We start from the raw sequence: 23789 nt of genomic DNA on the forward strand, positions 1-23789 counted from the left end.
AACCTGAAGGCCGCAGGTTCAAATCCTGCCCCCGCACCCACCCTTCCAACCTCAACCAGACCAGCCGGACGCAAGGGCAGCATCCCCGCATGCTCGCGCCGTTGCCCCGAAAGTATCCATCCGGCGAAGGCCGCAGGTGATATGAGCGCCTTCGGCCGGCAGGAACACCATGAGCGGGTCCGTGAACCCCGCGGACAGACCGCCCGATCCGGGCCACTCCGATCCCGATGTTCCGCTTCCTCCCTCCGGAAGGGTCTGTTTTTGGTAGAAGAGGCCACGGTTGGATTCCCGCCGCCCCGATTGGCACCAGCAGGGACCCGAGTCGCATGGACAGCGCCATTCGCCACCCGCCTTCCGGTCGCGCCCGCCTCTACCAACCGCCGAAATCAGCGATGCAGTCCGGACGCGCACGCGCGCGGGGCTGGGTATTGGAGTTCGCCCCGGCCGAGCCGAAGCGCATCGACCCGCTGACCGGCTGGTGCGGCTCCGGCGACACGGTGGCGACGCAGCTTCGGCTGCATTTCGACACGAAGGACCACGCGCTGGCCTACGCGAGGGCCAACGGCATCGCGATCGAGGTCGAGGCGCCGCCGCCGTCGGAGCGGGCGGCGATCCGGCCGAAGGCCTACGCCGACAACTTCCGCTGGGGGCGGACCGAGAACTGGACGCATTGAGCCGGCGCGGGCGCGGCGCCGCGAAGCGGGCGCCGCTGCGGCTTGCGGCGGGCCAACCGCCGCTGGGCGAGTGGCGCCGATCCCGCTAGTCTGCGCCGCAAAGCGGCGCCCTTAGCTCAGCCGGATAGAGCGGCGACCTTCTAAGTCGCGGGTCGGGGGTTCGAATCCCTCAGGGCGCGCCAGAAAGCGAGAAACCGGTCGCTCATGCTCCCGCCGTTCGCTTCGCACGGGCCATGCAGGAAGCCGAAGGCGAGGGCCGGAGGCGCCACCTCGCTCCTTCTCCTTCCGTCTCCGGCCAGACCCTTGTTTCCGCCTCCGCGCCTCAATACATCCCCGGCGTGCAGGGCCCCGCCCGGCCGGGATCGGGTCCCCCCTCCGCCACAACCGACCCCATCCGCAACGAAGGGGGCGGGCGCGGTGCCTCCACCAGGGCCGCCCCCGCCAGCCGCTAAAGGAGATCACGGATGAGCAAAGTCATCGGCATCGACCTCGGCACCACCAACTCCTGCGTCGCCATCATGGAGGGCAAGGAGGTCCGGGTGATCGAGAACGCCGAAGGCATGCGGACCACGCCCAGCATGGTCGCCTTCACCAAGACAGGCGAGATTCTGGTGGGCCAGGCCGCGAAGCGCCAGGCGGTGACCAACCCGCAGAACACGCTCTACGCCGTCAAGCGCCTGATCGGCCGCCGCTTCGACGACCCGATGGTCCAGAAGGACATCGGCCTCGTCCCCTACAAGATCGTGCGCGCCGACAACGGCGACGCCTGGGTCGAGGTCGAGGGCAAGCGCTACGCGCCGCAGCAGATCAGCGCCTACGTGCTGACCAAGATGAAGGAGACGGCCGAGGCCTATCTCGGCGAGAAGGTGACGCAGGCCGTCATCACCGTCCCCGCCTACTTCAACGACGCCCAGCGTCAGGCGACGAAGGAGGCCGGCCAGATCGCGGGCCTCGAGGTGCTGCGCATCATCAACGAGCCGACCGCGGCCGCGCTCGCCTACGGGCTCGACAAGAAGCAGTCCGGCACGATCGCGGTCTACGACCTCGGCGGCGGCACCTTCGACATCTCGATCCTCGAGATCGGCGACGGCGTCTTCGAGGTGAAGTCCACCAACGGCGACACCTTCCTCGGCGGCGAGGACTTCGACCAGCGCGTCATCGACTACCTCGCGGACGAGTTCAGGAAGGAGCAGGGCATCGACCTGCGCAACGACCGCCTCGCGCTGCAGCGCCTGAAGGAGGCGGCGGAGCGCGCGAAGATCGAGCTCTCCTCGGCCAAGGAGACCGAGATCAACCTGCCCTTCATCACCGCCGACGCCAGCGGGCCGAAGCACCTGGTGATGCGGCTGACGCGGGCCAAGCTCGAGTCGCTCGTGGACGACCTCATCCAGCGCACGCTCGAGCCCTGCCGGCAGGCGCTGAAGGACGCCGGCATGGCGGCCAACGAGGTGGGCGAGGTGATCCTGGTCGGCGGCATGACCCGCATGCCCAAGGTCATCGAGACGGTGAAGCAGTTCTTCGGCAAGGAGCCGGCGCGCAACGTCAATCCGGACGAGGTGGTGGCGATCGGCGCTGCCATTCAGGGCGCGGTGCTGAAGGGCGAGGTGAAGGACGTCCTGCTGCTGGACGTGACGCCGCTCTCGCTCGGCATCGAGACGCTGGGCGGCGTGTTCACCCGGCTGATCGAGCGCAACACCACGATCCCGACCAAGAAGAGCCAGATTTTCTCCACCGCCGACGACAACCAGACCGCGGTCACCATCAAGGTGTACCAGGGCGAGCGCGAGATGGCGGCGGACAACAAGCTGCTCGGCCAGTTCGACCTGGTCGGCATCCCGCCCGCGCCGCGCGGCGTGCCGCAGATCGAGGTGACCTTCGACATCGACGCGAACGGCATCGTCAGCGTCTCGGCCAAGGACAAGGCCACCGGCAAGGAGCAGCAGATCCGCATCCAGGCCAAGTCGGGCCTGACCGAGGCCGACATCGAGCGCATGGTGAAGGAGGCCGAGGCGAACGCCGAGGCCGACCGGAAGCGGCGCGAGGCCGTGGAGGCGCGCAACCAGCTCGACGCGCTGGTGCACTCCACCGAGAAGACGCTGAAGGAGAACCAGGACAAGGTCCCGGCCGCCGAGAAGGCCGAGGTCGAGTCCGCCCTCTCCGCCGCGCGCTCGGCCATGGAGGGCCAGGACGCCGATGCCATCCGCCGCGCCTCCGAGCGGCTGAGCCAGGCGGCGATGAAGATGGGCGAGGCGCTCTACAAGGCGCAGCAGGCCGCCCCGCCGCCGCCGGGCGGCGAGGCGGCGGGCGGCGGTGCCGGGGCGGGCGGCGGTGCCGCGGGCGACAAGGTCGTGGACGCCGAGTTCGAGGAAGTGGACCCGAACAAGAAGAAGTCGGCGTAACCTAGGGGGACCGCCGTGTTCCGCGGCATGTGACGGGCGCCCGGTCCCGCGAGGGGCCGGGCGCCGTCGCCACGGCGCGGCGCGGCTCAGGGAACAGACCGGCGCATGGCCAAGAGGGATTACTACGAGGTTCTGGGCGTCGGACGCGACGCGGGCGAGGAGGACCTGAAGAGGGCCTACCGCAAGCTCGCGATGAAGTACCACCCGGACCGCAACCAGGGCGACAAGCAGGCCGAGGCACGGTTCAAGGAGGTCAACGAGGCCTACGACGTCCTCAAGGATGCGGAGAAGCGCGCCGCCTACGACCGCTACGGCCACGCCGCCTTCGAGCCCGCCATGGGCGGCGGCTATGCCGCCGGCGGCCATGGCGCGGGCGGCCCCTTCGGCGGTGCCTTCGAGGACATCTTCGAGGAGATGTTCGGCCGCTTCACCGGCCGCGGGCCGGGGGGGCGCGCCGCCGGGCGGGGCGCCGACCTGCGCCAGCAGGTCGAGATCTCGCTCGAGGAGGCGTTCAGCGGCACCAAGAAGACCATCCGCGTGCCGACCCTGGTCGCCTGCGAGGCGTGCAGCGGCACCGGGGCGGAGGGCGGCAGCGCCGCGGTGCAGACCTGCGCGGCCTGCCACGGCGCGGGCAAGATCCGCGCCCAGCAGGGCTTCTTCCTGATCGAGCGCACCTGCCCGACCTGCGGCGGCCAGGGCCGCGTCATCAAGAATCCCTGCAAGGTCTGCGCCGGCGCCGGGCGGGTGCAGCGCGACCGGGCGCTCTCCGTCACCATCCCGGCCGGGGTCGAGGACGGCACGCGCATCCGCCTCGCCGGCGAGGGCGAGGCCGGGGTGCGGGGCGCGCCGCCCGGCGACCTCTACGTGGACGTCGCGGTGCGCCCGCACCCGATCTTCCATCGCGAGGGCGCCAACATCTTCATCCGCGTGCCGCTGCGCATGACCCAGGCGGCGCTCGGCGGGCCGATCGAGGTGCCGACCATCGACGGCGGCCGGGCGCGGCTGACGATCCCGCCCGGCACCCAGAGCGGCGAGAAGTTCCGCCTGCGCGGCAAGGGCTTCTCCGTGCTGCGCAGCGCGGCGCGCGGCGACATGTATGTCGAGGTGGCGGTCGAGACGCCGCAGAACCTGACCAGGCGCCAGCGCGAGCTGCTCGAGGAGTTCGAGGCCGAGGCGGCGAAGACCGGCCGCTCCAGCCCCGAGAGCGAGGGCTTCTTCGCCAGGGTGAAGGAGTTCTGGGACGGGCTGAGCGGCGGGCGGTAGCGCCGCCCGGCCCGGCCGCCGCCCTCAGGTCCCGATCGCCTCCCAGCAGGCGCGCGACAGCCGGGCGATCGTCGCGAACGCCGCGGCATAGCCGGGCAGGCCGTCCGGCATCGTCTCCGGCACGAAGTCGGTGAAGGCGGCGAGGATGTAGAGCGGCCGCTCGTCGCGGAAGACGATGCCCGCGTCCATCCGCCCGCGCCGGCCGCGGCCGGTCTTGTTCGCGACCTTCGTCGCGTAGGGCAGCAGCGCCGGGATCATGGTGCGGTGCTGCTGCCAGGTGAGGATGTCGAGCCCGAGCCGGCAGAGGTCCGCGCTGCAGCCGAGCCGGTCTGCCGCCGCCGCGTCGCCCTGCGCGCCGCGCAGGACGAGGTCGAGCAGCAGGCCCTGGTCGCGCGGGGCGGTGTAGGCGTTCTGCTCGATCGGGTGGTCGTAGGCGAGGGTGAGGGGCGGGATCCTCGGGCCGTGGTGCGTGTGCGCCATGCCGAGGGCGCGGCACCAGGCGTTCAGCCCGTCCGCGTCCAGCCGCTCCAGCACGATCTGCGTGCAGACGTTGTCGCTGGTGATGATCATGTTGACGATCGCGTCGCGCAGCGGGATGACGCAGCCCGGCGTCATGTAGCGGTAGGTGCCGGACATCACGTCCTTCTGCAGCCGCGCCTCGATCGTGCAGGGCTCGTCGAGGCGGAGCCGGCCCTCGTGCACGGCCCTGAGCGCGGCCATCATGATCGAGGTCTTGCGCACGCTGGCCGAGGGCACCGGCACGTCGCCGTCGCGGTCGGCCTCCCGGCCGGTGGTGAGGTCCCTGAGGTACCAGCTCGTGCGGAAGGGCTGCGCGTCGCAGATCGCGTGCAGGCACGTGACCAGTTCGTCCACGGTGTCTCTCCCGTTGCGGTGTGGGATCCGCCGTGCGCGGTGCCGGCCGCCCGCTCAGTCGGCGGTGATGCCGGCGCGGCGGATCACCGCGCCCCAGCGCTCGATCTCGGCGCGCATGAAGGCGGCGTATTCGTCGGGACCGGCGGGGTGCGGCGCGACGCCAAGCTCGGCGAAGCGGGCGACCAGCCCCGGCGCGGCGAGGGCGTCCCGCGTGGCGGCGGCGATGCGCTCCACGATCGGGCGCGGCGTCGCGACGGGGGCGAAGAGCCCGGTCCAGACGCCGACCTCGAAGCCGGGCAGGGTCTCCGCCATGGTCGGCAGGTCGGGCAGGGCGGCGATGCGCCGCGGCGAGGTGACGGCGAGCGCGCGCAGCTTGCCGTCGCGCACATGCGGCAGCGCCGAGGCCAGGGTGTCGAACATCATGTCGAGCTGCCCGCCGAGCAGCGCGGTGGTGGCGAGCGAGGTGCTGCGGAACGGCACGTGCAGCACGTCCACGCCCGCCATGCCGCGGAACAGCTCGCCCGCCAGGTGGGTGGAGGTGCCGGCGCCGGCCGAGCCGTAGGTGAGACGCCCGGGCCGCTCGCGCGCCAGCGCGATCAGGCCGGCGAGGTCGCGCACCGGGAGCGAGGGATGCACGACGAGGATGTTCGGCCCGTTCGCCACCCCCGAGACCGCGGCGAAGTCGCGCTGCGGGTCGTAGGGCAGGCGGCGGTAGAGGGTGACGTTCATCGCGTGCGTGCTGACGCCGCCCATCACCAGCGTGTAGCCGTCCGGCTCGCTGCGCGCCACGGCCTCGGTGCCGATGATGCCGGCAGCGCCGGCGCGGTTCTCGATCACGACCGACTGGCCGAGGCGCGGCGAGAGCTGCGCGGCGAGGAGGCGCGCCGCGATGTCGGTGAACCCGCCCGGCGCGAAGGGCACGACGATGCGGACCGGGCGCGTCGGCCAGGGATCGGCCGCGGCGGCGGGCCTGCCGAGCGTCGCCGCCGCGGCGGCGCCGAGCGCGAGGCGTCGCGTGATCACGGGTCCCTCCCCGGCGCGGTCAGGGCGCGCGGATGTTGCGGGCGCGGATGATCTCGCCCCACTTCTCGCCCTCCCGGCGGAGGTAGGCGGCGAACTCCTCCGGCGCGCTGCCGACCGGCGTCATGCCCTGCTGCAGCAGCTTCTCCGTCACCTCCTGCGAGCGCAGCGCCGCGACGACCGCGGCGTGGATGCGGCGGAGCAGGGGGGCGGGCAGGCCGGCGGGCGCGAACAGGCCGAAATCGGTGGAGGACTGGTAGCCGGGCAGCCCGGCCTCGGCGAGGGTCGGCACCTCCGGCGCGAGCGGCGTGCGCAGCGCGGTGGAGACGCCGAGCGCGCGGAGCTGGCCCGCGCGCAGGAACGGGAGGGCGGTGATGGCGTCCACGAAGGTGACCTTGGTCTCGCCGGCGAGGATCGCCTGCGCCGCCGGGCCGCCGCCGCGATAGGGCACGTGCAGCATCTCGATCCCCGCCATGGACATCAGCAGCTCGGTCGCGAGGTGGCTGGTGCCGCCGAGGCCGGAGGTGCCGAAGGTCAGCTCGCCGGGGCGGGCGCGGGCGTAGGCGAGGAACTCGGCGAAGGTGTTGACCGGCAGCGAGGGATGCACGCAGAGCATCTGCGGGTTGGTCGCGAGCTGCGTGATCGGCGTGAAGGCGCGGTCGTTGTCGTAGGGCAGGCTCGCGTAGAGGTGGGGCGCGATGGCGTAGGTGCTGTTGGTGCCGGCGAGCAGCGTGTAGCCGTCGGGCCGCTGCCGCGCGACCCAGGCGTGGCCGACCGTGCCGGTGGCGCCGGGCCGGTTGTCCACGACGACCGGCTGGCCGAGGTCGGCGGAGAGCCGCTGGACGAGGATGCGCACCATCACGTCCGTCGAGCCGCCGGGCGGCCAGGGCACCACGACGGTCACCGGCCGGTTCGGCCAGTCCGATCCCGGCTGCGCCGCGCCCTGGGCCGCGGCGCGGCGCGCGGCGGCGGGAGGCAGCGCGGCGGTGGCGAGCAGCAGGCGGCGGCGGATCGGCATGGCGCACCTCCGGGGGGTCAGGGCAGGTCCATCACCAGGTTGAGGACGGAGTCCACCGTCACCTGCGCGTCCGGGCCGACGACGCAGGTGGATTCGCGCTCCTCGACCAGAGCCGGACCCGCGAAGCGGGCGCCGGGGGCGAGGGCGTAGCGGTCGTAGACGGCGCAGGCGAGCGGTCCGGCGCCCTCGAACACCACCTCGCGCGTGCCGCGGCGCGCGGCGGCGGCGTCGGCGCGCGCGGGGGCGGCGGCGCCGAGCGCGGCGTCGAGGCGGATGTCCTGGCCGGGCGCGCTGCAGGCGAGGCGCCAGGAGAGGGCCTCGATCGGCACCTCCTCGACGGTGCGGCCGAAGCGCTCGCGGTAGCTGGCGAAGAAGGCGGCGCGGATCGCCGGCAGGTCGGCGGGGCCGAGGGCGAGGGAGGGAAGGGGGACCGGGATCTCGAAGCCCTGGCCGACATGGCGCATCTCGGCGCTCGGCCTCAGCGCGATGCGGGCGGGATCGGCGCCGGCCTCGGTGAGCAGGCGGCGGCCCTCCTCCGCCATCTCGGCGAAGAGGGCGTTGACGTGCGCCCAGTCGGTCCGCTCCAGCCGCGCGACGTAGCTGCGCACCATGTCGGAGGCGGGCGGCGCGACGAGGAAGCCGAGGGCGGAGGCGACGCCGGCGCCGAGCGGGACGACGACGCGGCGGATCTTCAGCAGCTTCGCCAGCGCGTAGGCGTGCACCGGCCCGGCGCCGCCGAAGGCGACGAGGGTGTAGCGGCGCGGGTCGCGGCCCTTCTCCGCGAGGTGCATGCGCGTCGCGGCGGCCATGGTCTCGTCCACGAGGCGCTGCACGCCGAGCGCGGCCTCGGTGGCCGGGATGCGGAGCCGCGCGCCCACGCCCTCGGCGAAGGCGCGGCGCACGCGGTCGGGGTCGAGGCGCATCTCGCCGCCGAGGAAATAGGCGGGATCGAGCCGGCCGAGCAGCAGGTCGGCGTCGGTGACGGTGGGCTCGGTGCCGCCGCGGCCGTAGCAGATCGGGCCGGGCTTGGCGCCGGCGCTGCGCGGCCCGACCTTCATCAGGCCGGAGCCCTCCTCGACCCGGGCGATGGAGCCGCCGCCGGCGCCGATCTCGATCATGTCCACGACCGAGACCTTGAGCGGCAGGCCGCTGCCCTTGACGAAGCGGCGCACGCGCCCGGCCTCGAAGTCGAACTTGTGGTGCGGCGCGAAGTCCTCGACGAGGCACATCTTCGCCGTCGTGCCGCCCATGTCGTAGGAGACGACGCGGTCGAGGCCGGCGAGCCTCGCCAGGAACGCCGCGGCCATGGCGCCGGCGGCGGGCCCGGATTCGATCAGGCGGATCGGGAACTCCTTCGCCTCCCGCACCGCGGCGATGCCGCCGCCGGAGAGCATGACGTAGAGCCGCCCCTCGAAGCCGAGCGCGGTGAGCTGCGCCTCCAGCCGGTCGAGGTAGCGGCGCATGCGCGGCTGGACGTAGGCGTTGGCGACGGCGGTCGAGGTCCGCTCGAACTCGCGGATCTCCGGCGCGACGGCGGAGGAGAGGGTGAGCGGCAGGTCGGGGTAGAGGGAGCGCACGATCTCCGCGGCGCGGCGCTCGTGGCGCGGGTCGCGGTAGCTGTGCAGGAAGGCGATGGCGAGCGCCTCGGCGCCCTCGCGCTCGACCAGGTCGCGCGCGGCCTCGCGCACGGCGCCCTCGTCGAGCGGGCGCAGCACGTTGCCCTCGGCGTCCAGGCGCTCCGGCACGGTGCGGCGGCGGTGGCGGGGGACGAGGGTCGGCGCGGGCTCGAGGAAGAGGTCGTAGAGGTCGTAGCGGATCTCGCGGCCGATCTCGATCACGTCGCGGAAGCCCTCGGTCGCGATCAGGCCGACGATGGCGCCGGTGCGCTCGATCACCGTGTTGGTGACGAGGGTGGTGCCGTGGACGATGCTGTGCACCTCGCCCGGCGCGAGGCCCGCCTCGTCGAGGATGCGGCGGATGCCGGCGACGATCGCCTCCGACGGGTCGTCGGGCGTGGTGAGCAGCTTGCCGGTGCGGACGACGTTCCGGCGGGCGTCGTGCAGGACGAGGTCGGTGAAGGTGCCGCCGACGTCCACGCCGATCCGGGCGGTGGGCGCGCTCATTCCGAGGCTCCGTAGGCGCTGCGGGCGGCGGCGGGCGAGACGTAGCCGTTGCGCACGTCCTCGCGCAGCGCGGCGGGGTCGCGCTCGCGCGGGTCGCCGTAGCCGCCGCCGCCGGCGTAGCGCATCGTCAGCCGCGCGCCGGGCCGGATGGTGGTGCGCGACTTCGGGTGCGGGCGCGTGCCGTCGCTGATCGTGATCTCCGCCGGGGCGCCGGGGGCGCCGCCGAGGATGCCGGAGGCGGGATGGTCGCGCCGGTCGGAGAGCAGCGAGAGGCGCAGCGGGCCCGGCGCGCGGACCTCGATCTCCGCCTCCTGGCCGAGGCCGCCGCGGAAGCGGCCGGGGCCGCCGGAATCCGGGCGCAGCTCCTTCTTCCACACGACGAGCGGCGCGACGCTCTCGAAGGCCTCGATCGAGCCGGCGCCGGCGTTGGTGGGGAAGGCGGTGGTGGGCAGGCCGTCGCGGTGCGGGCTCGCGCCCATGCCGCCGCTCGCGAAGAGGATCTGCGAGAAGCGGTCGCCGTTGCGGTCGAGCCCGCTGAACAGGCAGCGCATGGTCGGCGCGCCGCCGCATTCGGCGATCACCCTGTCCGGGATCACCGTGCTCAGCGCCTTGTAGATCGCCCCGGCGAGCAGGTGGCCGGTGAGCTGGCGCGCGCTGCACGGCGCGGGGAAGCGGGGATTGAGGATGCTGCCCTCGGGCGCGGTGACCTCGATCGCCCGGTAGCTGCCCTCGTTGCGCGGGGTGAAGGGATCGAGCGCGCACTTGACCGGATAGACCGCATAGGCGTGGGTGTAGTTCATCACGCAGTTGATGCCGCGGTCCACCTGCGGCGAGGTGCCGGCGAAGTCAATCAGCATCCGCTCGCCCGCGACGGTGACGGCGCAGGCGATGCGCGTCACGTGCTCGTCGAAGCCGTCGGCCTCGATGGTGGCGCGCCAGGTGCCGTCGGGGAGCGCGGCGATGGCGCGGCGCATGGCGCGGTCGGCGCGGGCGCCGAGCGCGCGGGAGAGGGCCTGGAGGTCGTCGAGGCCGGCGTCCTCCAGGAACTCGGCGACGCGCGCGGCGCAGACCTGGTTGGCGGTGACCTGCGCCTCGAGGTCGCCCATCACCTGGTCCGGCACCCGCACGTTGGCACGCAGCAGGCCGACCAGCTCCTCGTTCCGCCTGCCCTCGCGCAGCAGGCGCATCGGCGGGACGCGGATGCCCTCCTCGAACACCTCGCGGCAGTCGGCGGACCAGAGCGCGCCGCCGACGTCGGGCGAATGCGCGATCGAGCCGGCGAAGCCGACCAGGCGGCCGCGGTGGAAGATCGGCGAGACGGTGGTGAAGTCCGGCAGGTGGCCGGTGGCGAGCCAGGGGTCGTTGGTGATGACGCAGTCGCCGGGCCGCCAGGTCTCGGGCGGGAAGGCCGCGAGGAAGGCCTTCGTCGTCCTCGGCAGGATGCAGGAGAAGGAGGCGATGCCGCCGGTGTTCTCGGAGACGGAGTCGCCGTTGCGGTCCATCAGTACCGTGGCGAAGTCGTTGGACTCGCGCACGATGGTGGAGAAGGCGGTGCGCAGCAGCGCCGCGGCGGCCTCGTCGGCGATGGAGATCAGGCGGCTCCAGTAGATCTCCAGCGTGATCGGGTCGAAGCCCTCGTCGGTGTCCGCGCCGCTCATGCCAGCCCTCCGCCGCTCCTGCCGGGCACGGTATCGGCGCGGCGCGGCGCTGTCACCGGTGCCTCGCTACTCTGCCGCGGCGGCGGGCGGGGCGCGGCGGCTCCGGAACCGCGGGGCGACCCTGGTCATGAACAGCCGGATCGATTCCGCCGCCACCTCCGCCGGCATGGGGCCGAGGCGGAAGGAGCAGATCACGCCGCCGACGCCGATCGCGTCGAGCTCCGCCATCCGCTCGGCGACCGTGTCCGGCGAGCCGTGGATCAGCGCGTGCTCGACCTGGACGCGGGCGGGCGGCGCGGCCTCGCGCCGCATGACGATGCCCTGCTCGGCCTCGACCGTCTCGCGCATGCGCCTGCGGTGCTCCTGCATCGCCTCGAAGGCCGGGATGCCGATGCGCGCCGCCTCGGCATCGGTCTCGGCGACGACGACGTTGCGCCAGACCCAGCTCTCGGCGACGCAGCGGGCGATGTGGGCCTCGTCGTGGCCCGCCTCGCGCATCGCCGCGCGGTAGAGCGCCATGCGCCGGCGCGTCACCTCGAGCGACTGGACGTTCATCATGAAGGGCAGGCCGCGGCGGCCGAGCGCGATCGCGCCCTCCTCGGAGGAGGCGGCGCGCAGCACGTAGGGGTGCGGGCGCGTGTAGGGCGTCGGCCGCAGGCGCGGCACCTTGAGCGTCCAGAACCGGCCCCGGTGCTCGAAGCCCTCGGGGCTGGTCCAGGCGCGGAGCATCACCTGCTCCGCCTCCTCGTAGCGCGCCTGGGCCTCCTGCCAGGCGATGCCGTAGCCCTGGTACTCGTACACGTTGTAGGCCGTGCCGCGGCCGAGGCCGACGATCAGGCGCCCGTGCGCGATGTTGTCGAGCAGCGCCATCTGCTCCGCGAGCCGCACGGGATGGTGCAGCGAGACCTGCGCCACCGCGAAGCCGACCCGGATGCGCGTCGTGCTCGCCGCGACCGCGGCGGCGAAGGTCACCGGGTCCACATAGGCGCAATTGCCGTCGAAGTGATGCTCGGCGAGCCAGAGCACCTCGACGCCGAGCGCATCGCAGAGCCGCGCCTCGGCGAGGCTCTCGTCGATGACGCGCGAGTCCTGCGCGGGGTCGCGGCTCTCCGGGAAGAGGAAGTTGCTGAACCTCAGCATGCCGCGGGTGCCCCTGTGCCGGTCCTCTCGACCAGCGTAACGCGGCGCGCCGGCGCGGCAACGGGGCGCGTCGCCTGCGGCCGGGGTGCGCTCCGTCACATGCTGCACGTGCGAAGAAGCGCCGGGGTGGGCCGGTTGCGGAGGGGCAGCCCTTGGGGCACAGTCCCGGGTCGCGGACAGGCAGGGAATGTCCATGGAATCCGGTCCCGACCCAGGCGGCGACGGCCCCGGGGGCATGGCGGCGCCGCGGCGCGCGGCGGCCGGCCCCGCCCTTCCGCGCCGGGCCGGCACGCCCTACATCGCGTGCCGCGCACGCGGGCGATGAGGACGACCACGGGGGCCGCGCCCGTCCTGACGATGCCGATCGCGGAGGGAGTCGCTTGAAGCCGACCGACGTCCGGAACCCGGACTACTTCCACAAGGTCGTGGACTGCCAGTGGGCGTGTCCGGCGCACACGCCGGTGCCGGAGTACATCCGGCTGATCGCGGCCGGTCGCTACACCGACGCCTACATGATCAACTGGCACTCCAACGTGTTCCCGGGGATCCTCGGCCGCACCTGCGACCGGCCCTGCGAGCCCGCCTGCCGGCGCGGCCGCGTCGAGCACGAGCCGGTGGCGATCTGCCGCCTCAAGCGCGTCGCCGCCGACAACAAGGAGGACATCGCGGCGCGCCTGCCGCCGATCCCGAAGGAGAAGAACGGCAAGCGCATCGCCTGCATCGGCGCCGGGCCGGCCTCGCTGACGGTGGCGCGCGACCTCGCGCCGCTCGGCTACGAGATCCACGTCTTCGACGACCAGGCGAAGCCCGGCGGCTTCATCCGCACCCAGATCCCGCGCTTCCGCCTGCCGGAGGAGATCATCGACGAGGAGTGCGGCTACATCACCGGGCGCGGCGGCGTGGTGCTGCACATGAACCGCCGCGTCGGGAGCCTGAAGGCGGTGCTGGCGGAGGGCTACGACGCCGTCTTCGTCGGCACCGGCGCCCCGCGCGGGCGCGAGCTGGAGGTGCCGGGGCGCAAGGAGGCCGCGGCCAACATCCACATCGGCATAGACTGGCTCGCCTCGGTGTCCTTCGGCCACGTCCATACGATCGGCCGGCGCGTGATCGTCCTCGGCGGCGGCAACACGGCGATGGACTGCTGCCGCTCCGCGCGCCGCCTCGGGGGCGAGGACGTGAAGGTCGTCGTCCGCTCCGGCTTCGAGGAGATGAAGGCCTCCCCCTGGGAGAAGGAGGACGCGATGCGCGAGGGCATCCCGATCCTCAACTGGCTGGTGCCGAAGGAGGTGCTGCACGACGACGGCCGCCTCACGGGCATCGTCTTCGAGAAGGTCCGGGCCGAGTACGACGCGAAGGGCCGCCGCAGCCTGGTGCCGACCGGCGAGCCGGACGTGGCGATGGAGTGCGACGACATCCTGGTCGCGATCGGCCAGGAGAACGCCTTCCCCTGGATCGAGCGGGACATCGGGCTGGAGTTCGACCGCTGGGGCCTGCCGAAGCTCGACCCGGCGACGCTGCAGTCCACCATCCCGAACGTCTTCTTCGGCGGCGACGCCGCCTTCGGCCCGAAGAACATCATCTGGGCGGTGGCGCACGGGCACGAGGCCGCGGTCTCGATCGACCTGTTCTGCCGCGGCGAGGACGTGCGCAACCGCCCGCCGCCCGAGGTGCGGATGGGCAGCACCAAGATGGGCATCCACGAGTGGTCGTACGACAACGACGTCTCGCTGGACCTGCGCTACAAGGTGCCGCACCGCGACCTGTCGCAGTCGCTGCGCGACATCACGGCGGAGGTGGAGCTCGGCTACGACCGCGAGCTCGCCTACAAGGAGGCGCAGCGCTGCCTCAATTGCGACGTGCAGACGGTGTTCACCGCCTCGCTCTGCATCGAGTGCGACGCCTGCGTGGACATCTGCCCGGTGGACTGCATCAACTTCACCGAGAACGGCGAGGAGGAGGAGCTGCGCCAGCGGCTCAAGGCGCCGGCGATCAATCCGGAACAGGCGCTCTACGTCGCCGACGGGCTCAAGACGGGCAGGGTCATGGTGAAGGACGAGGACGTCTGCCTGCACTGCGGCATGTGCGCCGAGCGCTGCCCGACGGGGGCGTGGGACATGCAGAAGTTCTTCCTCGAGACCGCGAAGCCCAAGGCGAGGCAGCCCGCATGCGCGCTCTGACCGCGACGAACGACTTCGTCGTCAAGTTCGCCAACGTCAACGGATCCGGCTCGGCCAGCGCGAACACGCTGTTCGCGAAGTCCATCCTGCGCATGGGCATCCCGATCGCCTCGCGCAACATCTTCCCCTCGAACATCCAGGGCCTGCCGACCTGGTTCGAGGTGCGGGTGAGCGGGGAGGGCCATCTCGGGCGACGCGGCGGCGTGGACCTGATGGTGGCGATGAACCCGCAGACCTGGGACCGCGACGTCGCCGAGATCGAGCCCGGCGGCTACCTGCTCTACGATTCGACCAAGCCGCTGCCGAAGTCGAAGTTCCGGGAGGACGTCAACGTCATCGGCGTGCCGCTGACCGAGATGTGCAACGCGGCCTACACGGACGCGCGGCAGCGGCAGCTGATGAAGAACATCATGTACGTCGGCGCGCTCTCCGCGCTGCTGCAGATCGACCCCGCGGTGGTCGAGACGCTGCTCGGCGAGCAGTACAAGGGCAAGGAGCGGCTGGCGCAGTCGAACCGCGACGCCTTCCACATGGGCCGCGACTGGGCGCTCAGGAACCTGGAGTGCCCGATCGGGCTCAGGCTGAGCGCCCTCGACGCGGTGGGCGAGCGCATCTTCGTGGACGGCAATTCGGCCGCGGCGCTCGGCGCCGTCTATGGCGGCGCCACGGTCTGCGCGTGGTATCCCATCACCCCCTCGACCTCGCTCGCCGAGGCCTTCGAGCGGTATTGCCGCCGCCTGCGCATGGACCCGGAGACGGGGAAGAAGCGCTTCGCCATCGTCCAGGCGGAGGACGAGCTGGCCTCGATCGGCATCGTGGTCGGCGCGGCGTGGAACGGGGCGCGCGCCTTCACCGCGACCTCGGGCCCCGGCATCTCGCTGATGCAGGAGTTCGTGGGTCTCGCCTACTTCGCCGAGATCCCGGCGGTGATCTTCGACGTGCAGCGGGCCGGCCCCTCGACGGGCATGCCGACGCGCACGCAGCAGGCCGATATCCTCGCCGCCGCCTACGCGAGCCACGGCGACACGAAGCACATCCTCCTCTTCCCCGAGGACCCGCACGAGTGCTTCACCATGGGCGCGGACGCCTTCGACCTGGCGGACCGCTTCCAGACGCCGGTCTTCGTCATGCTCGACCTCGACATCGGCATGAACGACTGGCTGTGCGAGCCCTTCCGCTGGGACGACGCGCGCCGCATGGACCGCGGCAAGGTGATGACCGCCGAGGAGCTCGAGGCCGGCAAGACCTTCGGCCGCTACCTCGACGTGGACGGCGACGGCATCCCCTACCGCACCTACCCGGGCACGCACCCGAGCAAGGGCGCGTTCTTCACCCGCGGCACCTCCCGCGACCGCTTCGCCAGGTACACCGAGCAGGGCTCGGCCTACGTGGACAACATGCAGCGCCTGCTGCGCAAGTTCGAGACGGCGAAAGCCTACGTGCCCCGCCCGGTCGAGCGGCGCGCGGCGCAGCCGACGCGCGACGGCGTGATCTACTACGGCTCGTCCAGCGCGGCGATGCGCGAGGCGCTCGGGGCGCTGGAGGCGGACGGCATCCATCTCGACGCGCTCAGGGTGCGCGCCTTCCCGTTCCACGACGACGTGATGGACTTCATCGCCCGCCACGACCGCGTCTTCGTCGTCGAGCAGAACCGCGACGCGCAGCTCCGCACGCTGCTGACCATCGAGGGCTGCGTCGATCCCGCGCGCCTGGTTCCCATCCTCCACTACGACGGCACGCCGATCACCGCGCGCTTCATCCGCGCGGCGATCGCCGACAAGGCCTCGGCGCTGAACGTCGTGCCGCTGCGCAAGGCGATGCCATGAGCTACCTGCCCAAGCCCAAGCTGCACCACCCGACGCTGCCGAAGAACGCGCTCGGCTACACGCGGCGCGACTACGAGGGGGCGATCAGCACCCTCTGCGCCGGCTGCGGGCACGATTCGATCAGCGCGGCCATCATCCAGGCCTGCTGGGAGCTCTCGATCGAGCCGCACCGGGTGGCGAAGCTCTCCGGCATCGGCTGCTCCTCCAAGACGCCGGACTACTTCCTCGGCGCGAGCCACGGCTTCAACTCCGTGCATGGGCGCATGCCCTCGGTGCTGACGGGGGCGAACCTCGCCAATCGCGACCTGATCTACCTCGGCATCTCGGGCGACGGCGACTCGGCCTCGATCGGGCTCGGCCAGTTCGCGCACATCATGCGCCGCGGCGTGAACATGACCTACATCGTCGAGAACAACGGCGTGTACGGGCTGACGAAAGGGCAGTTCTCGGCGACCTCCGACAAGGGCTCGAAGGCGAAGAGGGGCGCGGTCAACACCGACGAGGCGATCGACCTGGTCGGGCTCGCGATGCAGCTCGGCGCCACCTTCGTCGCGCGCAGCTTCTCCGGCGACAAGGCGCAGCTCGTGCCGCTGATCAAGGCGGCGCTGCTGCACGAGGGCGCGGCGTTCATCGACTGCATCAGCCCCTGCGTCGCCTTCAACAACCACGAGGGCTCGACCAAGAGCTACGACTTCGTGCGCGAGCACAACGAGGCGGTGAACAGGCTCGACGTCATCCTCGGCCGCCAGCCGATCACGGCGGAGTACGCGCCCGGCTCGGTCACCGAGGTGACGCAGCACGACGGCTCGGTGCTCCGCCTGCGCAAGCTCGCCCCGGACTACGACCCGACCGACCGCGTGGCCGCGATGAACTACCTGCAGGAGCGCAAGGCCGCGGGCGAGATCGTCACCGGCCTGCTCTACGTGGACCCGGACCCGACCGACCTGCACGCGAACATGGGCACGGTCGCGGTGCCGCTGAACCGCCTCGGCGACGCGGAGCTCTGCCCAGGCTCGGCGGCGCTCGCGCGCATCAACGCCGCGCTGCGCTGATCCGCGGGGCGGGCGCCGACGCGCCCGCCCCCCTGCCTCAGGCCGCGGCGGCGCTGATCAGGCCGCCGGCGCCGGCGAGCGCGTCGAGGTGGTGCTCCGCGTCGCCGAACGTCATGTCGATCGCCGTCAGCCGCTTGAAGTAGTGGCCGGCCGCGTACTCCATGGTCATCGCGATGCCGCCGTGGAGCTGGATGGCCTGCTGCCCGACGTACTTCGCCGAGCGGCCGACCTGCAGCTTCACCGCGCGCATCTGGCGGCGGCGCTCCACGGCGTCCTCCTCCTCGGCCATCATCGCGCCGAGCATCGCCATGCTGCGCGCCTCCTCCAGCGCGACCATCATCTCCGCCGCGCGGTGCTGCAGCGCCTGGAAGGAGCCGATCGGGCGGCCGAACTGCCTGCGCGTCTTGAGGTATTCGACGGTGAGGGCGTGCACCGCCTCCATCGCGCCGACCGCCTCGGCGGCAAGCGCGGCGATCGCCTCGTCCACCACCCGGTCCACGAGCGGCAGCCCGTCCTCCGGGTCGCCGAGCACCGCCTCCGGCCCGACGCGCACGCCCTCCAGCGTCACCTCCGCCGCCCGGTGCCCGTCCACCGCCGTGAAGCCGCGGCGGGAGACGCCGGGTGCCGCGGCGTCCACCAGGAACACGCCGATGCCCTTCCGGTCGCGCTGACCGCCGCCGGTGCGCGCCGTGACCACCAGGCGGTGCGCGGAATCGCCGTGCAGCACGACCGTCTTGCGCCCGTCCAGCACCCAGCCCGCGCCGTCGCGCTTCGCCGCCGTCGCCACGTCGTGCAGGTCGTAGCGCGACTGCGCCTCGGTGTGCGCGAAGGCGAGCAGCATCTCGCCCGCCGCGATCCGCGGCACCAGCGCGCGGCGCTGCTCGGCCGAGGCGCCGTGGCGGAGGAAGCCGCCGCCGAGCACCACCGTCGGCAGCCAGGGTTCGAGCGTCAGCGCCCGGCCCATCTGCTCGGCGACGATCATCGTCTCCTCGGCGCCGCCGCCGTGGCCGCCCTCGGCCTCGGCGAAGGGAAGCGCAAGCAGGCCCAGTTCGGCATAGGCCGTCCACATCTCGCGCGACCAGCCCTCCGGCGTCTTCATGTACGCCTTGCGCTGCTCGAACTTGTAGCGGTCGGCGAGCAGCCTGCCCACGCTGTCCTGCAGGAGCCGCTGCTCCTCGGTGAGGTCGAAATCCATCTGCGTCAGAGCCCCAGGAAGGCCTTGGCCATGATGTTCTTCTGGATCTCGTTCGATCCGCCGTAGATGCTCTGCTTGCGCCAGTTGAAGTAGGTCGGCTGCGCGAGCGCGGCCCAGTCGGGCACGAATTCGGGCTCGTTGCGGCGGTCCGCGTCGGGGTGCGCGCCGGCGAGGCCGTAGGGGCCGGCGGCGAGGACGAAGAGCTCGCTGATCGCCTGCTGCAGCTCCGTGCCGCGGATCTTGAGGATCGAGGAGGCCGGGTTGGGCTTGCGCTGCCCGAGGTTCTTCTGCTCCGTGGCGAGCACGCGCAGCGTCGTGATCTCCAGCGCCTTGAGCTGCACCTCGACCTCGGTGAGCCGCTCGCGGAAGCGCGGGTCCTCGATGATCGGCCGTCCGCCGCCCGGCGCCTGGCTCGCGATCAGCTTCAGCCGCCGGATCCGCTCCTTGGAGGCGCCGACGCGCGCCTGGCCCGTGCGCTCGTTGGAGAGCAGGAACTTCGCGCAGTCCCAGCCGCGGTTCTCGGTGCCGACGAGGTTCTCGACCGGAACCTTCACGTCGTCGAAGAAGACCTCGTTCACCTCGTGCGCGCCGTCGATGGTGATGATCGGGCGCACGGTGATGCCGGGCGTCTTCATGTCCACGAGCAGGAAGGAGATGCCCTCCTGCGGCTTCGCCGCCTGCGGGTCGGTGCGGACCAGCAGGAAGATCCAGTCCGCGTGCTGGGCGAGCGTCGTCCAGGTCTTCTGGCCGTTGACCACGTAGTGGTCGCCGACGCGCTTCGCCGCGCACTTGAGGCTGGCCAGGTCCGACCCGGCGCCCGGCTCGGAGAAGCCCTGGCACCACCAGTCGTCGAGGTTCGCCATGCGCGGCAGGAAGCGCTTCTTCTGCGCCTCCGTGCCGAACGCGATGATCACCGGGCCGCACATGCTGGTGTTGAAGGCGAGCGGCTGCGGCGCCGGGGTCTGCTGGATCTCCTCCTGCAGGATGAAGCGCCTGATCGGCGACCAGCCGGTGCCGCCCCACTCGACCGGCCAGTGCGGCACGGCCCAGCCCCTGGCGTTGAGCGTGCGCTGCCACTGCACGACCATCTCCTTGGTCGGCGTGCGGCCGGACTCCATGCGCTCGCGCGTGGCAGCGGGCAGGTTGCGGTCGATGAAGTCGCGCACCTCCTGGCGGAAGGCGCGCTCCTCCTCGGTGAAGCGGAGTTCCATGACCGTCGTCTCTCCCTTCGGTTCCTTCAGCCCGCCGCCCCGGCGCCCGCGATCGGCGACTTGCCGCCGTCGAGGCCGGCGAAGCTGCCGCCCTCGGCCGCGAGCCGCTCGATCAGCGCCGCCGGCTTGAGGTTCGGGTCGTTCGTCGCCGCGGCGTAGCGCGCGAGGCGGTCGCGCACCTCCTTGAGGCCGACCCGGTCGGCCCAGAACATCGGCCCGCCGCGCCAGGCGGGCCAGCCGAAGCCGTTGACGAAGACCACGTCGATGTCGGAGGCGCGGGTCGCGATGCCCTCCTCCAGGATGCGCGCGCCCTCGTTCACCATCGGCAGCAGCAGGCGGTCGAGGATCTCCTCGTCGGAGATCCTGCGCCGCGTGATGCCGAGGCGCTGCGAGGTCTCGAGGATGATCCGCTCCACCTCCGGGTCGGGGTGGCGCCTGCGGTTCTCGTCGTAGCGGTACCAGCCCTTGCCGGTCTTCTGCCCGTAGCGGCCGGCGGCGACGATCGCGTCGGCGATCGGCGCCACCGTGCCGCGCGCCCGCCGCACCGCCGCGCCGACGTCGAGGCCCGCGAGGTCGCCGGTCGCGAGCGGGCCCATCGCCATGCCGTAGGACTCCATCACCCGGTCTATGTCCTGCGGCAGGCAGCCCTCGGCCAGCAGCTTCTCGACCTGCGGGCCGCGCTTGCCGGTCATGCGGTTGCCGACGAAGCCGTCGCAATTGCCGACGACGACGGTCACCTTGCCGATCGCCTTGCCGACCTCCATCGCGGTGGCGATCGCCTCGGGCGAGCTCTCCCTGCCGCGCACGATCTCGAGCAGGCGCATGATGTTGGCCGGGCTGAAGAAGTGCATGCCCAGCACGTCGCGCGGCCGCTGCGTCGCGCGCGCGATGCGGTCTATGTCGAGGGTGGAGGTGTTGGAGGCGAGGATCGCGCCCGGCCGCGCGTGGCGGTCGAGCTCGGCGAACACCTTCTCCTTCACCGCGATGTCCTCGAACACCGCCTCGATCACCAGGTCGGCGTCCCCGATCGCCGCCATGTCGGTGGTGCCGTTCATCAGCGAGAGGCGGCGCCGGATCTCCTCCTCCGGCGGGGCGTTGCGGCTGCGGCGCCAGTTGGCCGCGCAGCGCTCGATGCCCTTCCGCAGCGCCTCCGCGTCCGCCTCGACGATGGTCACCGGGATGCCGGCGGCGGCGAAGCACATGGCGATGCCGCCGCCCATGGTGCCGGCGCCGATCACCGCCGCCTTCCTCACCTTCACCGTCGGCGTGCCGGGCGGGACGCCGGGGACCTTCTGCGCCTCGCGTTCGGCGAAGAAGATGTGGCGCAGCGCCAGCGACTGCTCGCTGTTCACCAGCTCGTTGAACAGCGCACGCTCGGTCTGGAGGCCCTGGTCGAAGGGCTCGGTCAGCGCGGCGCGGACGCTCTTGGCGCAGTTGACCGGCGCCAGCATGCCGCGGCTGCGCCTGAGCAGCGCCTCCGCCTCCGCGTCGAAGGCGGCGAGGTCGGCGCCCGCGGTCTTGTCGGCGCGGTCCCTGGCCAGCACGAAGCGCCGCCCCTCGGCGAGCGCGCGGCGGGCGAAGGCGACCGCCGCCGCCTCGATGTCGCCCTCCGCGACCTCGTCCACGAAGCCGAGCTTCAGCGCCTCCTCCGCCGTCACCGGCTCGCCGGAGACGATCATGCGGAGGGCGGGGATCGGGCCGATCAGACGCGGCATCCGCTGGGTGCCGCCGCCGCCCGGCAGGATGCCGCGCTTCACCTCCGGCAGGGCGAGCTTCGTGCCCTTCGCCGCGACCCGCGCATGGCAGGCGAGGGCGAGCTCCAGCCCGCCGCCGTAGGCGCCGCCGTGGATGCCGGCGACGACCGGCCCGGGGAAGCGCGCGATCTCCTCGGCGATGTCGTGCAGGCCGGGCGGCACGCGCGGCTTGCCGAACTCCGTCATCTCGGCCCCGGCGCTGAACATGCGCCCGGTGCCGACGATCACGACCGCCTTCGCGCCGGCCTCGCGCGCCGCGTTCAGGCCGGCGACGAGGTCCGCGCGCAGGGCGGCGCGGAGCGTGTTCACCGGCGGGTTGGCGAGGCGCAGGATGTGGATGTCGCCCTCGGCGGCGCGCTGCACGTAGCTGCCGGCGTCGTCCTGCTGCTGCAAGATCGTTTCTCCTCCGCATGGGCGGCCGCGGCGAGGCGGCGCCTCGGCGGACAGGCTACACGGCCGGCGGCCGGTCCGACAGCCCGCAGGGGAGGGGCGCCGGCCTTGCCGTGCGGCGCCGCTCACGCGCGGCCGGGCGGCCGGTTGCGGCGCGCCGGCCGCGCGCGCAGGATCGGGCCGACCGCGTGAGAGGAGGCCGCCCCCGATGGACCGCGCCGTGATCGTCTCCACCGCCCGCACGCCGATCGGCCGGGCCTATCGCGGGGCCTTCAACAACACCCCCGCTCCCACCCTCGCCGGCCACGCCATCCGCGCCGCCATCGAGCGGGCGGGCGTGGCGCCGGAGGAGGTGGCGGACGTCATCCTCGGCTGCGCCATGCAGGAGGGCAGCCAGGGCTACAACATCGGCCGCGTCGCCCTGATGCGCGCCGGCCTGCCCGCCTCGGTGCCGGGCACCAGCGTGGACCGGCAATGCGCCTCCGGCATGCAGGCGATCGCGGTCGCGGCCTGGCACGTGATGCACGAGGGGGTGAAGGTCGCCGTCGCCGGCGGCGTCGAGAGCATCAGCCTGGTGCAGACCGAGCACCGCAACCGCCACCGCGCCCGCGATCCGTGGATCGAGGCGCACCGGCCGGACGTGTACATGGCGATGCTCGACACCGCCGAGGTGGTGGCGAGGCGCTACGGCATCCCCCGCGAGGCGCAGGACGAGTACGCGCTGAGGAGCCAGCTCCGCACCGCCGCGGCGCAGCAGGCCGGGCGCTTCGACGACGAGATCGCCCCGCTGCCCACGACCATGCTCGTCGCCGACAAGGAGACGGGCGCGGTCACGGAGAAGCCGGTCACGCTGACGCGCGACGAGGGCAACCGGCCGGGCACGACGCTCGAGGGGCTGGCCGCGCTCAAGCCCGTCCGCGAGGGCGGCACCGTCACGGCGGGCAACGCCTCGCAGCTCTCGGACGGCGCCTCCGCCTGCGTGGTGATGAGCGAGCGGGAGGCGGAGCGGCGCGGCCTCAGGCCGCTCGGCGCCTTCGTCAGCCTCGCCGTCGCCGGGGTCGAGCCGGACGAGATGGGCATCGGGCCCGTGCGCGCGGTGCCGGAGCTCCTGCGGCGCAACGGGCTGACGATGGACGACATAGACCTCTGGGAGCTGAACGAGGCCTTCGCGGTGCAGGTCGTGTACTGCCGCGACACGCTCGGCATCCCGGACGAGAGGCTGAACGTCAACGGCGGCGCGATCGCGATCGGCCATCCCTACGGCATGTCGGCGGCGCGGCTGGTCGGGCACGCGCTGATCGAGGGGCGGCGGCGCGGCGCGAGGCGCGCGGTGGTGACGATGTGCGTCGGCGGCGGGATGGGCGCGGCGGGGCTGTTCGAGGTCTTCCCGGGCTGAGCGCCCGCCGCGCTCAGCCCTCGCCGTAGCGGATCGCCACCACCTCGACCTCCTCGGTGCCCTGCGGCGTGCGCACGCGCGCCAGGTCGCCGACGCGCCGGCCGAGCAGCGCGCGCGCGACCGGCGAGACCCAGGAGATGCGGCCGCGCGCGGTGTCCGCCTCGTCAATGCCGACGATGGTGACGGTGACCTCGCTGTCGTCCCCGCGGGCGTAGGTGACGGTGGCGCCGAAGAAGACCTGGTCGCGCCGCGTCTGCGCCGCGGGGTCCACGACCTGCGCGCGCTCCAGCCGCTTGCGCAGGAAGCGCACGCGGCGGTCGATCTCGCGCAGGCGGCGCTTGCCGTACTGGTAGTCCGCGTTCTCGGAGCGGTCGCCGAGGGAGGCGGCCCAGGCGACGACCTCGACCACCTGCGGCCGCTCCTCGTTCCACAGCCGGCGCAGCTCCTCGCTGAGCCGCGCGTGGCCCTCGGGGGTCATGTAGAAGGGCGTGCCGGGCGGGATGCCGGGCGGGCCGTCCTCGTCGTCCTCCTCGTCCGTCATGGTCCGTTTCCTCGCGACGCGGCCGGCCCGCGGCCGCGGGGGGGCGCCGCCTCATGCGGGGCGTGCGCGGTGCCATGGC

Annotated in this window: 17 protein-coding genes and 1 tRNA gene; 8 read left to right on the plus strand and 10 right to left on the minus strand. The window is 72.7% G+C overall.

The annotated features are described in order from the left end of the window. Positions 1 to 326 precede the first annotated feature (326 nt). The 4 genes from IEX99_RS12675 (at position 327) to dnaJ (ending at position 4336) form a co-directional block, all read left to right on the plus strand. Positions 327 to 674 carry an ETC complex I subunit gene (locus IEX99_RS12675; protein ID WP_188900799.1) on the plus strand — a complete coding sequence of 116 codons (348 nt, stop codon included), beginning with the start codon at positions 327 to 329 and terminating at the stop codon, positions 672 to 674. Between the two features lie 105 nt (positions 675 to 779). Continuing rightward, a tRNA-Arg gene (locus tag IEX99_RS12680) sits at positions 780 to 856 on the plus strand. A 282-nt stretch (positions 857 to 1138) separates the two neighbouring features. Continuing rightward, positions 1139 to 3073: a molecular chaperone DnaK gene (gene dnaK, locus IEX99_RS12685; RefSeq protein WP_188900801.1), complete on the plus strand. Its 1935-nt coding sequence runs from the start codon at positions 1139 to 1141 to the stop codon at positions 3071 to 3073. A gap of 105 nt (positions 3074 to 3178) precedes the next feature. Next, the gene (gene dnaJ / locus IEX99_RS12690; RefSeq protein ID WP_188900803.1) at positions 3179 to 4336 is read left to right on the plus strand and encodes a molecular chaperone DnaJ; all 1158 of its coding nucleotides are present in this window, start codon (positions 3179 to 3181) and stop codon (positions 4334 to 4336) included. Between the two features lie 24 nt (positions 4337 to 4360). Here the strand turns inward: dnaJ and IEX99_RS12695 are convergent, their stop codons facing one another. The 6 genes from IEX99_RS12695 to IEX99_RS12720 all read right to left on the minus strand — a co-directional run bounded on the left by IEX99_RS12695 (position 4361) and on the right by IEX99_RS12720 (position 12168). Beyond that, positions 4361 to 5209 (minus strand): serine hydrolase, encoded by an 849-nt coding sequence (locus IEX99_RS12695; protein ID WP_188900805.1) that lies wholly within the window; start codon positions 5207 to 5209, stop codon positions 4361 to 4363. A gap of 54 nt (positions 5210 to 5263) precedes the next feature. After that, complete coding sequence (locus IEX99_RS12700; protein ID WP_229677994.1) at positions 5264 to 6232, minus strand: Bug family tripartite tricarboxylate transporter substrate binding protein; 969 nt, start codon at positions 6230 to 6232, stop codon at positions 5264 to 5266. A gap of 19 nt (positions 6233 to 6251) precedes the next feature. Next, positions 6252 to 7247 (minus strand): Bug family tripartite tricarboxylate transporter substrate binding protein, encoded by a 996-nt coding sequence (locus tag IEX99_RS12705; RefSeq protein ID WP_188900807.1) that lies wholly within the window; start codon positions 7245 to 7247, stop codon positions 6252 to 6254. A gap of 17 nt (positions 7248 to 7264) precedes the next feature. After that, positions 7265 to 9370, minus strand: coding sequence for a hydantoinase/oxoprolinase family protein (locus IEX99_RS12710; RefSeq protein ID WP_188900809.1), 2106 nt, complete (start codon positions 9368 to 9370; stop codon positions 7265 to 7267). Further along, positions 9367 to 11028, minus strand: coding sequence for a hydantoinase B/oxoprolinase family protein (locus IEX99_RS12715; RefSeq protein WP_188900810.1), 1662 nt, complete (start codon positions 11026 to 11028; stop codon positions 9367 to 9369). The genes IEX99_RS12710 and IEX99_RS12715 overlap by 4 nt, the downstream gene beginning before the upstream one ends. Positions 11029 to 11094: 66 nt before the next feature. Further along, a complete protein-coding gene (locus IEX99_RS12720; RefSeq protein WP_188900812.1) occupies positions 11095 to 12168 on the minus strand; it encodes an LLM class flavin-dependent oxidoreductase in 1074 nt (357 codons plus the stop codon). 380 nt (positions 12169 to 12548) lie between these two features. On the opposite strand from IEX99_RS12720, the gene IEX99_RS12725 reads away from it, so the two are divergent. Genes IEX99_RS12725 through IEX99_RS12735 form a run of 3 tightly spaced genes read left to right on the plus strand, consistent with a single transcriptional unit; the run spans position 12549 to position 17223 of the window. Continuing rightward, complete coding sequence (locus IEX99_RS12725; RefSeq protein ID WP_188900814.1) at positions 12549 to 14345, plus strand: FAD-dependent oxidoreductase; 1797 nt, start codon at positions 12549 to 12551, stop codon at positions 14343 to 14345. After that, entirely contained in the window at positions 14333 to 16171 is a 1839-nt protein-coding gene (locus tag IEX99_RS12730) for a 2-oxoacid:acceptor oxidoreductase subunit alpha (RefSeq protein ID WP_188900816.1), read from the plus strand. Before IEX99_RS12725 ends, IEX99_RS12730 begins: the two co-directional genes overlap by 13 nt. Then, positions 16168 to 17223: a 2-oxoacid:ferredoxin oxidoreductase subunit beta gene (locus tag IEX99_RS12735; protein WP_188900818.1), complete on the plus strand. Its 1056-nt coding sequence runs from the start codon at positions 16168 to 16170 to the stop codon at positions 17221 to 17223. Before IEX99_RS12730 ends, IEX99_RS12735 begins: the two co-directional genes overlap by 4 nt. Positions 17224 to 17260: 37 nt before the next feature. Here IEX99_RS12735 and IEX99_RS12740 read toward each other — a convergent pair whose 3' ends face one another. Genes IEX99_RS12740 through IEX99_RS12750 form a run of 3 tightly spaced genes read right to left on the minus strand, consistent with a single transcriptional unit; the run spans position 17261 to position 21776 of the window. Further along, on the minus strand, positions 17261 to 18418 hold the full coding sequence (locus IEX99_RS12740; RefSeq protein ID WP_188900820.1) for an acyl-CoA dehydrogenase family protein: 1158 nt from the start codon (positions 18416 to 18418) through the stop codon (positions 17261 to 17263). A gap of 5 nt (positions 18419 to 18423) precedes the next feature. After that, a complete protein-coding gene (locus tag IEX99_RS12745) occupies positions 18424 to 19629 on the minus strand; it encodes an acyl-CoA dehydrogenase family protein (protein WP_188900822.1) in 1206 nt (401 codons plus the stop codon). Between the two features lie 26 nt (positions 19630 to 19655). Next, the gene (locus tag IEX99_RS12750) at positions 19656 to 21776 is read right to left on the minus strand and encodes a 3-hydroxyacyl-CoA dehydrogenase NAD-binding domain-containing protein (protein WP_229677995.1); all 2121 of its coding nucleotides are present in this window, start codon (positions 21774 to 21776) and stop codon (positions 19656 to 19658) included. A 205-nt stretch (positions 21777 to 21981) separates the two neighbouring features. Here IEX99_RS12750 and IEX99_RS12755 point away from each other — a divergent pair, with 205 nt between their 5' ends. After that, complete coding sequence (locus IEX99_RS12755) at positions 21982 to 23169, plus strand: acetyl-CoA C-acyltransferase (RefSeq protein ID WP_188900824.1); 1188 nt, start codon at positions 21982 to 21984, stop codon at positions 23167 to 23169. A gap of 13 nt (positions 23170 to 23182) precedes the next feature. Here IEX99_RS12755 and greB read toward each other — a convergent pair whose 3' ends face one another. Further along, positions 23183 to 23710 carry a transcription elongation factor GreB gene (gene greB / locus IEX99_RS12760; RefSeq protein ID WP_188900826.1) on the minus strand — a complete coding sequence of 176 codons (528 nt, stop codon included), beginning with the start codon at positions 23708 to 23710 and terminating at the stop codon, positions 23183 to 23185. Between the last annotated feature and the right edge of the window lie 79 nt (positions 23711 to 23789).

The sequence above is a fragment of the Caldovatus sediminis genome, assembly GCF_014644455.1.
Taxonomy (GTDB): Bacteria; Pseudomonadota; Alphaproteobacteria; order Acetobacterales; family Acetobacteraceae; genus Caldovatus; species Caldovatus sediminis.

What these genes read in the sequence shown, in the direction of transcription:
- IEX99_RS12705 (WP_188900807.1), bottom strand. Translation starts at nt 7,247, where the DNA reads ATGCCGATCCGCCGCCGCCTGCTGCTCGCCACCGCCGCGCTGCCTCCC.
- dnaK (WP_188900801.1), top strand. Translation starts at nt 1,139, where the DNA reads ATGAGCAAAGTCATCGGCATCGACCTCGGCACCACCAACTCCTGCGTC.
- greB (WP_188900826.1), bottom strand. Translation starts at nt 23,710, where the DNA reads ATGACGGACGAGGAGGACGACGAGGACGGCCCGCCCGGCATCCCGCCC.
- IEX99_RS12710 (WP_188900809.1), bottom strand. Translation starts at nt 9,370, where the DNA reads ATGAGCGCGCCCACCGCCCGGATCGGCGTGGACGTCGGCGGCACCTTC.
- IEX99_RS12755 (WP_188900824.1), top strand. Translation starts at nt 21,982, where the DNA reads ATGGACCGCGCCGTGATCGTCTCCACCGCCCGCACGCCGATCGGCCGG.
- dnaJ (WP_188900803.1), top strand. Translation starts at nt 3,179, where the DNA reads ATGGCCAAGAGGGATTACTACGAGGTTCTGGGCGTCGGACGCGACGCG.
- IEX99_RS12740 (WP_188900820.1), bottom strand. Translation starts at nt 18,418, where the DNA reads ATGGATTTCGACCTCACCGAGGAGCAGCGGCTCCTGCAGGACAGCGTG.
- IEX99_RS12735 (WP_188900818.1), top strand. Translation starts at nt 16,168, where the DNA reads ATGAGCTACCTGCCCAAGCCCAAGCTGCACCACCCGACGCTGCCGAAG.
- IEX99_RS12745 (WP_188900822.1), bottom strand. Translation starts at nt 19,629, where the DNA reads ATGGAACTCCGCTTCACCGAGGAGGAGCGCGCCTTCCGCCAGGAGGTG.
- IEX99_RS12715 (WP_188900810.1), bottom strand. Translation starts at nt 11,028, where the DNA reads ATGAGCGGCGCGGACACCGACGAGGGCTTCGACCCGATCACGCTGGAG.
- IEX99_RS12730 (WP_188900816.1), top strand. Translation starts at nt 14,333, where the DNA reads ATGCGCGCTCTGACCGCGACGAACGACTTCGTCGTCAAGTTCGCCAAC.
- IEX99_RS12675 (WP_188900799.1), top strand. Translation starts at nt 327, where the DNA reads ATGGACAGCGCCATTCGCCACCCGCCTTCCGGTCGCGCCCGCCTCTAC.
- IEX99_RS12720 (WP_188900812.1), bottom strand. Translation starts at nt 12,168, where the DNA reads ATGCTGAGGTTCAGCAACTTCCTCTTCCCGGAGAGCCGCGACCCCGCG.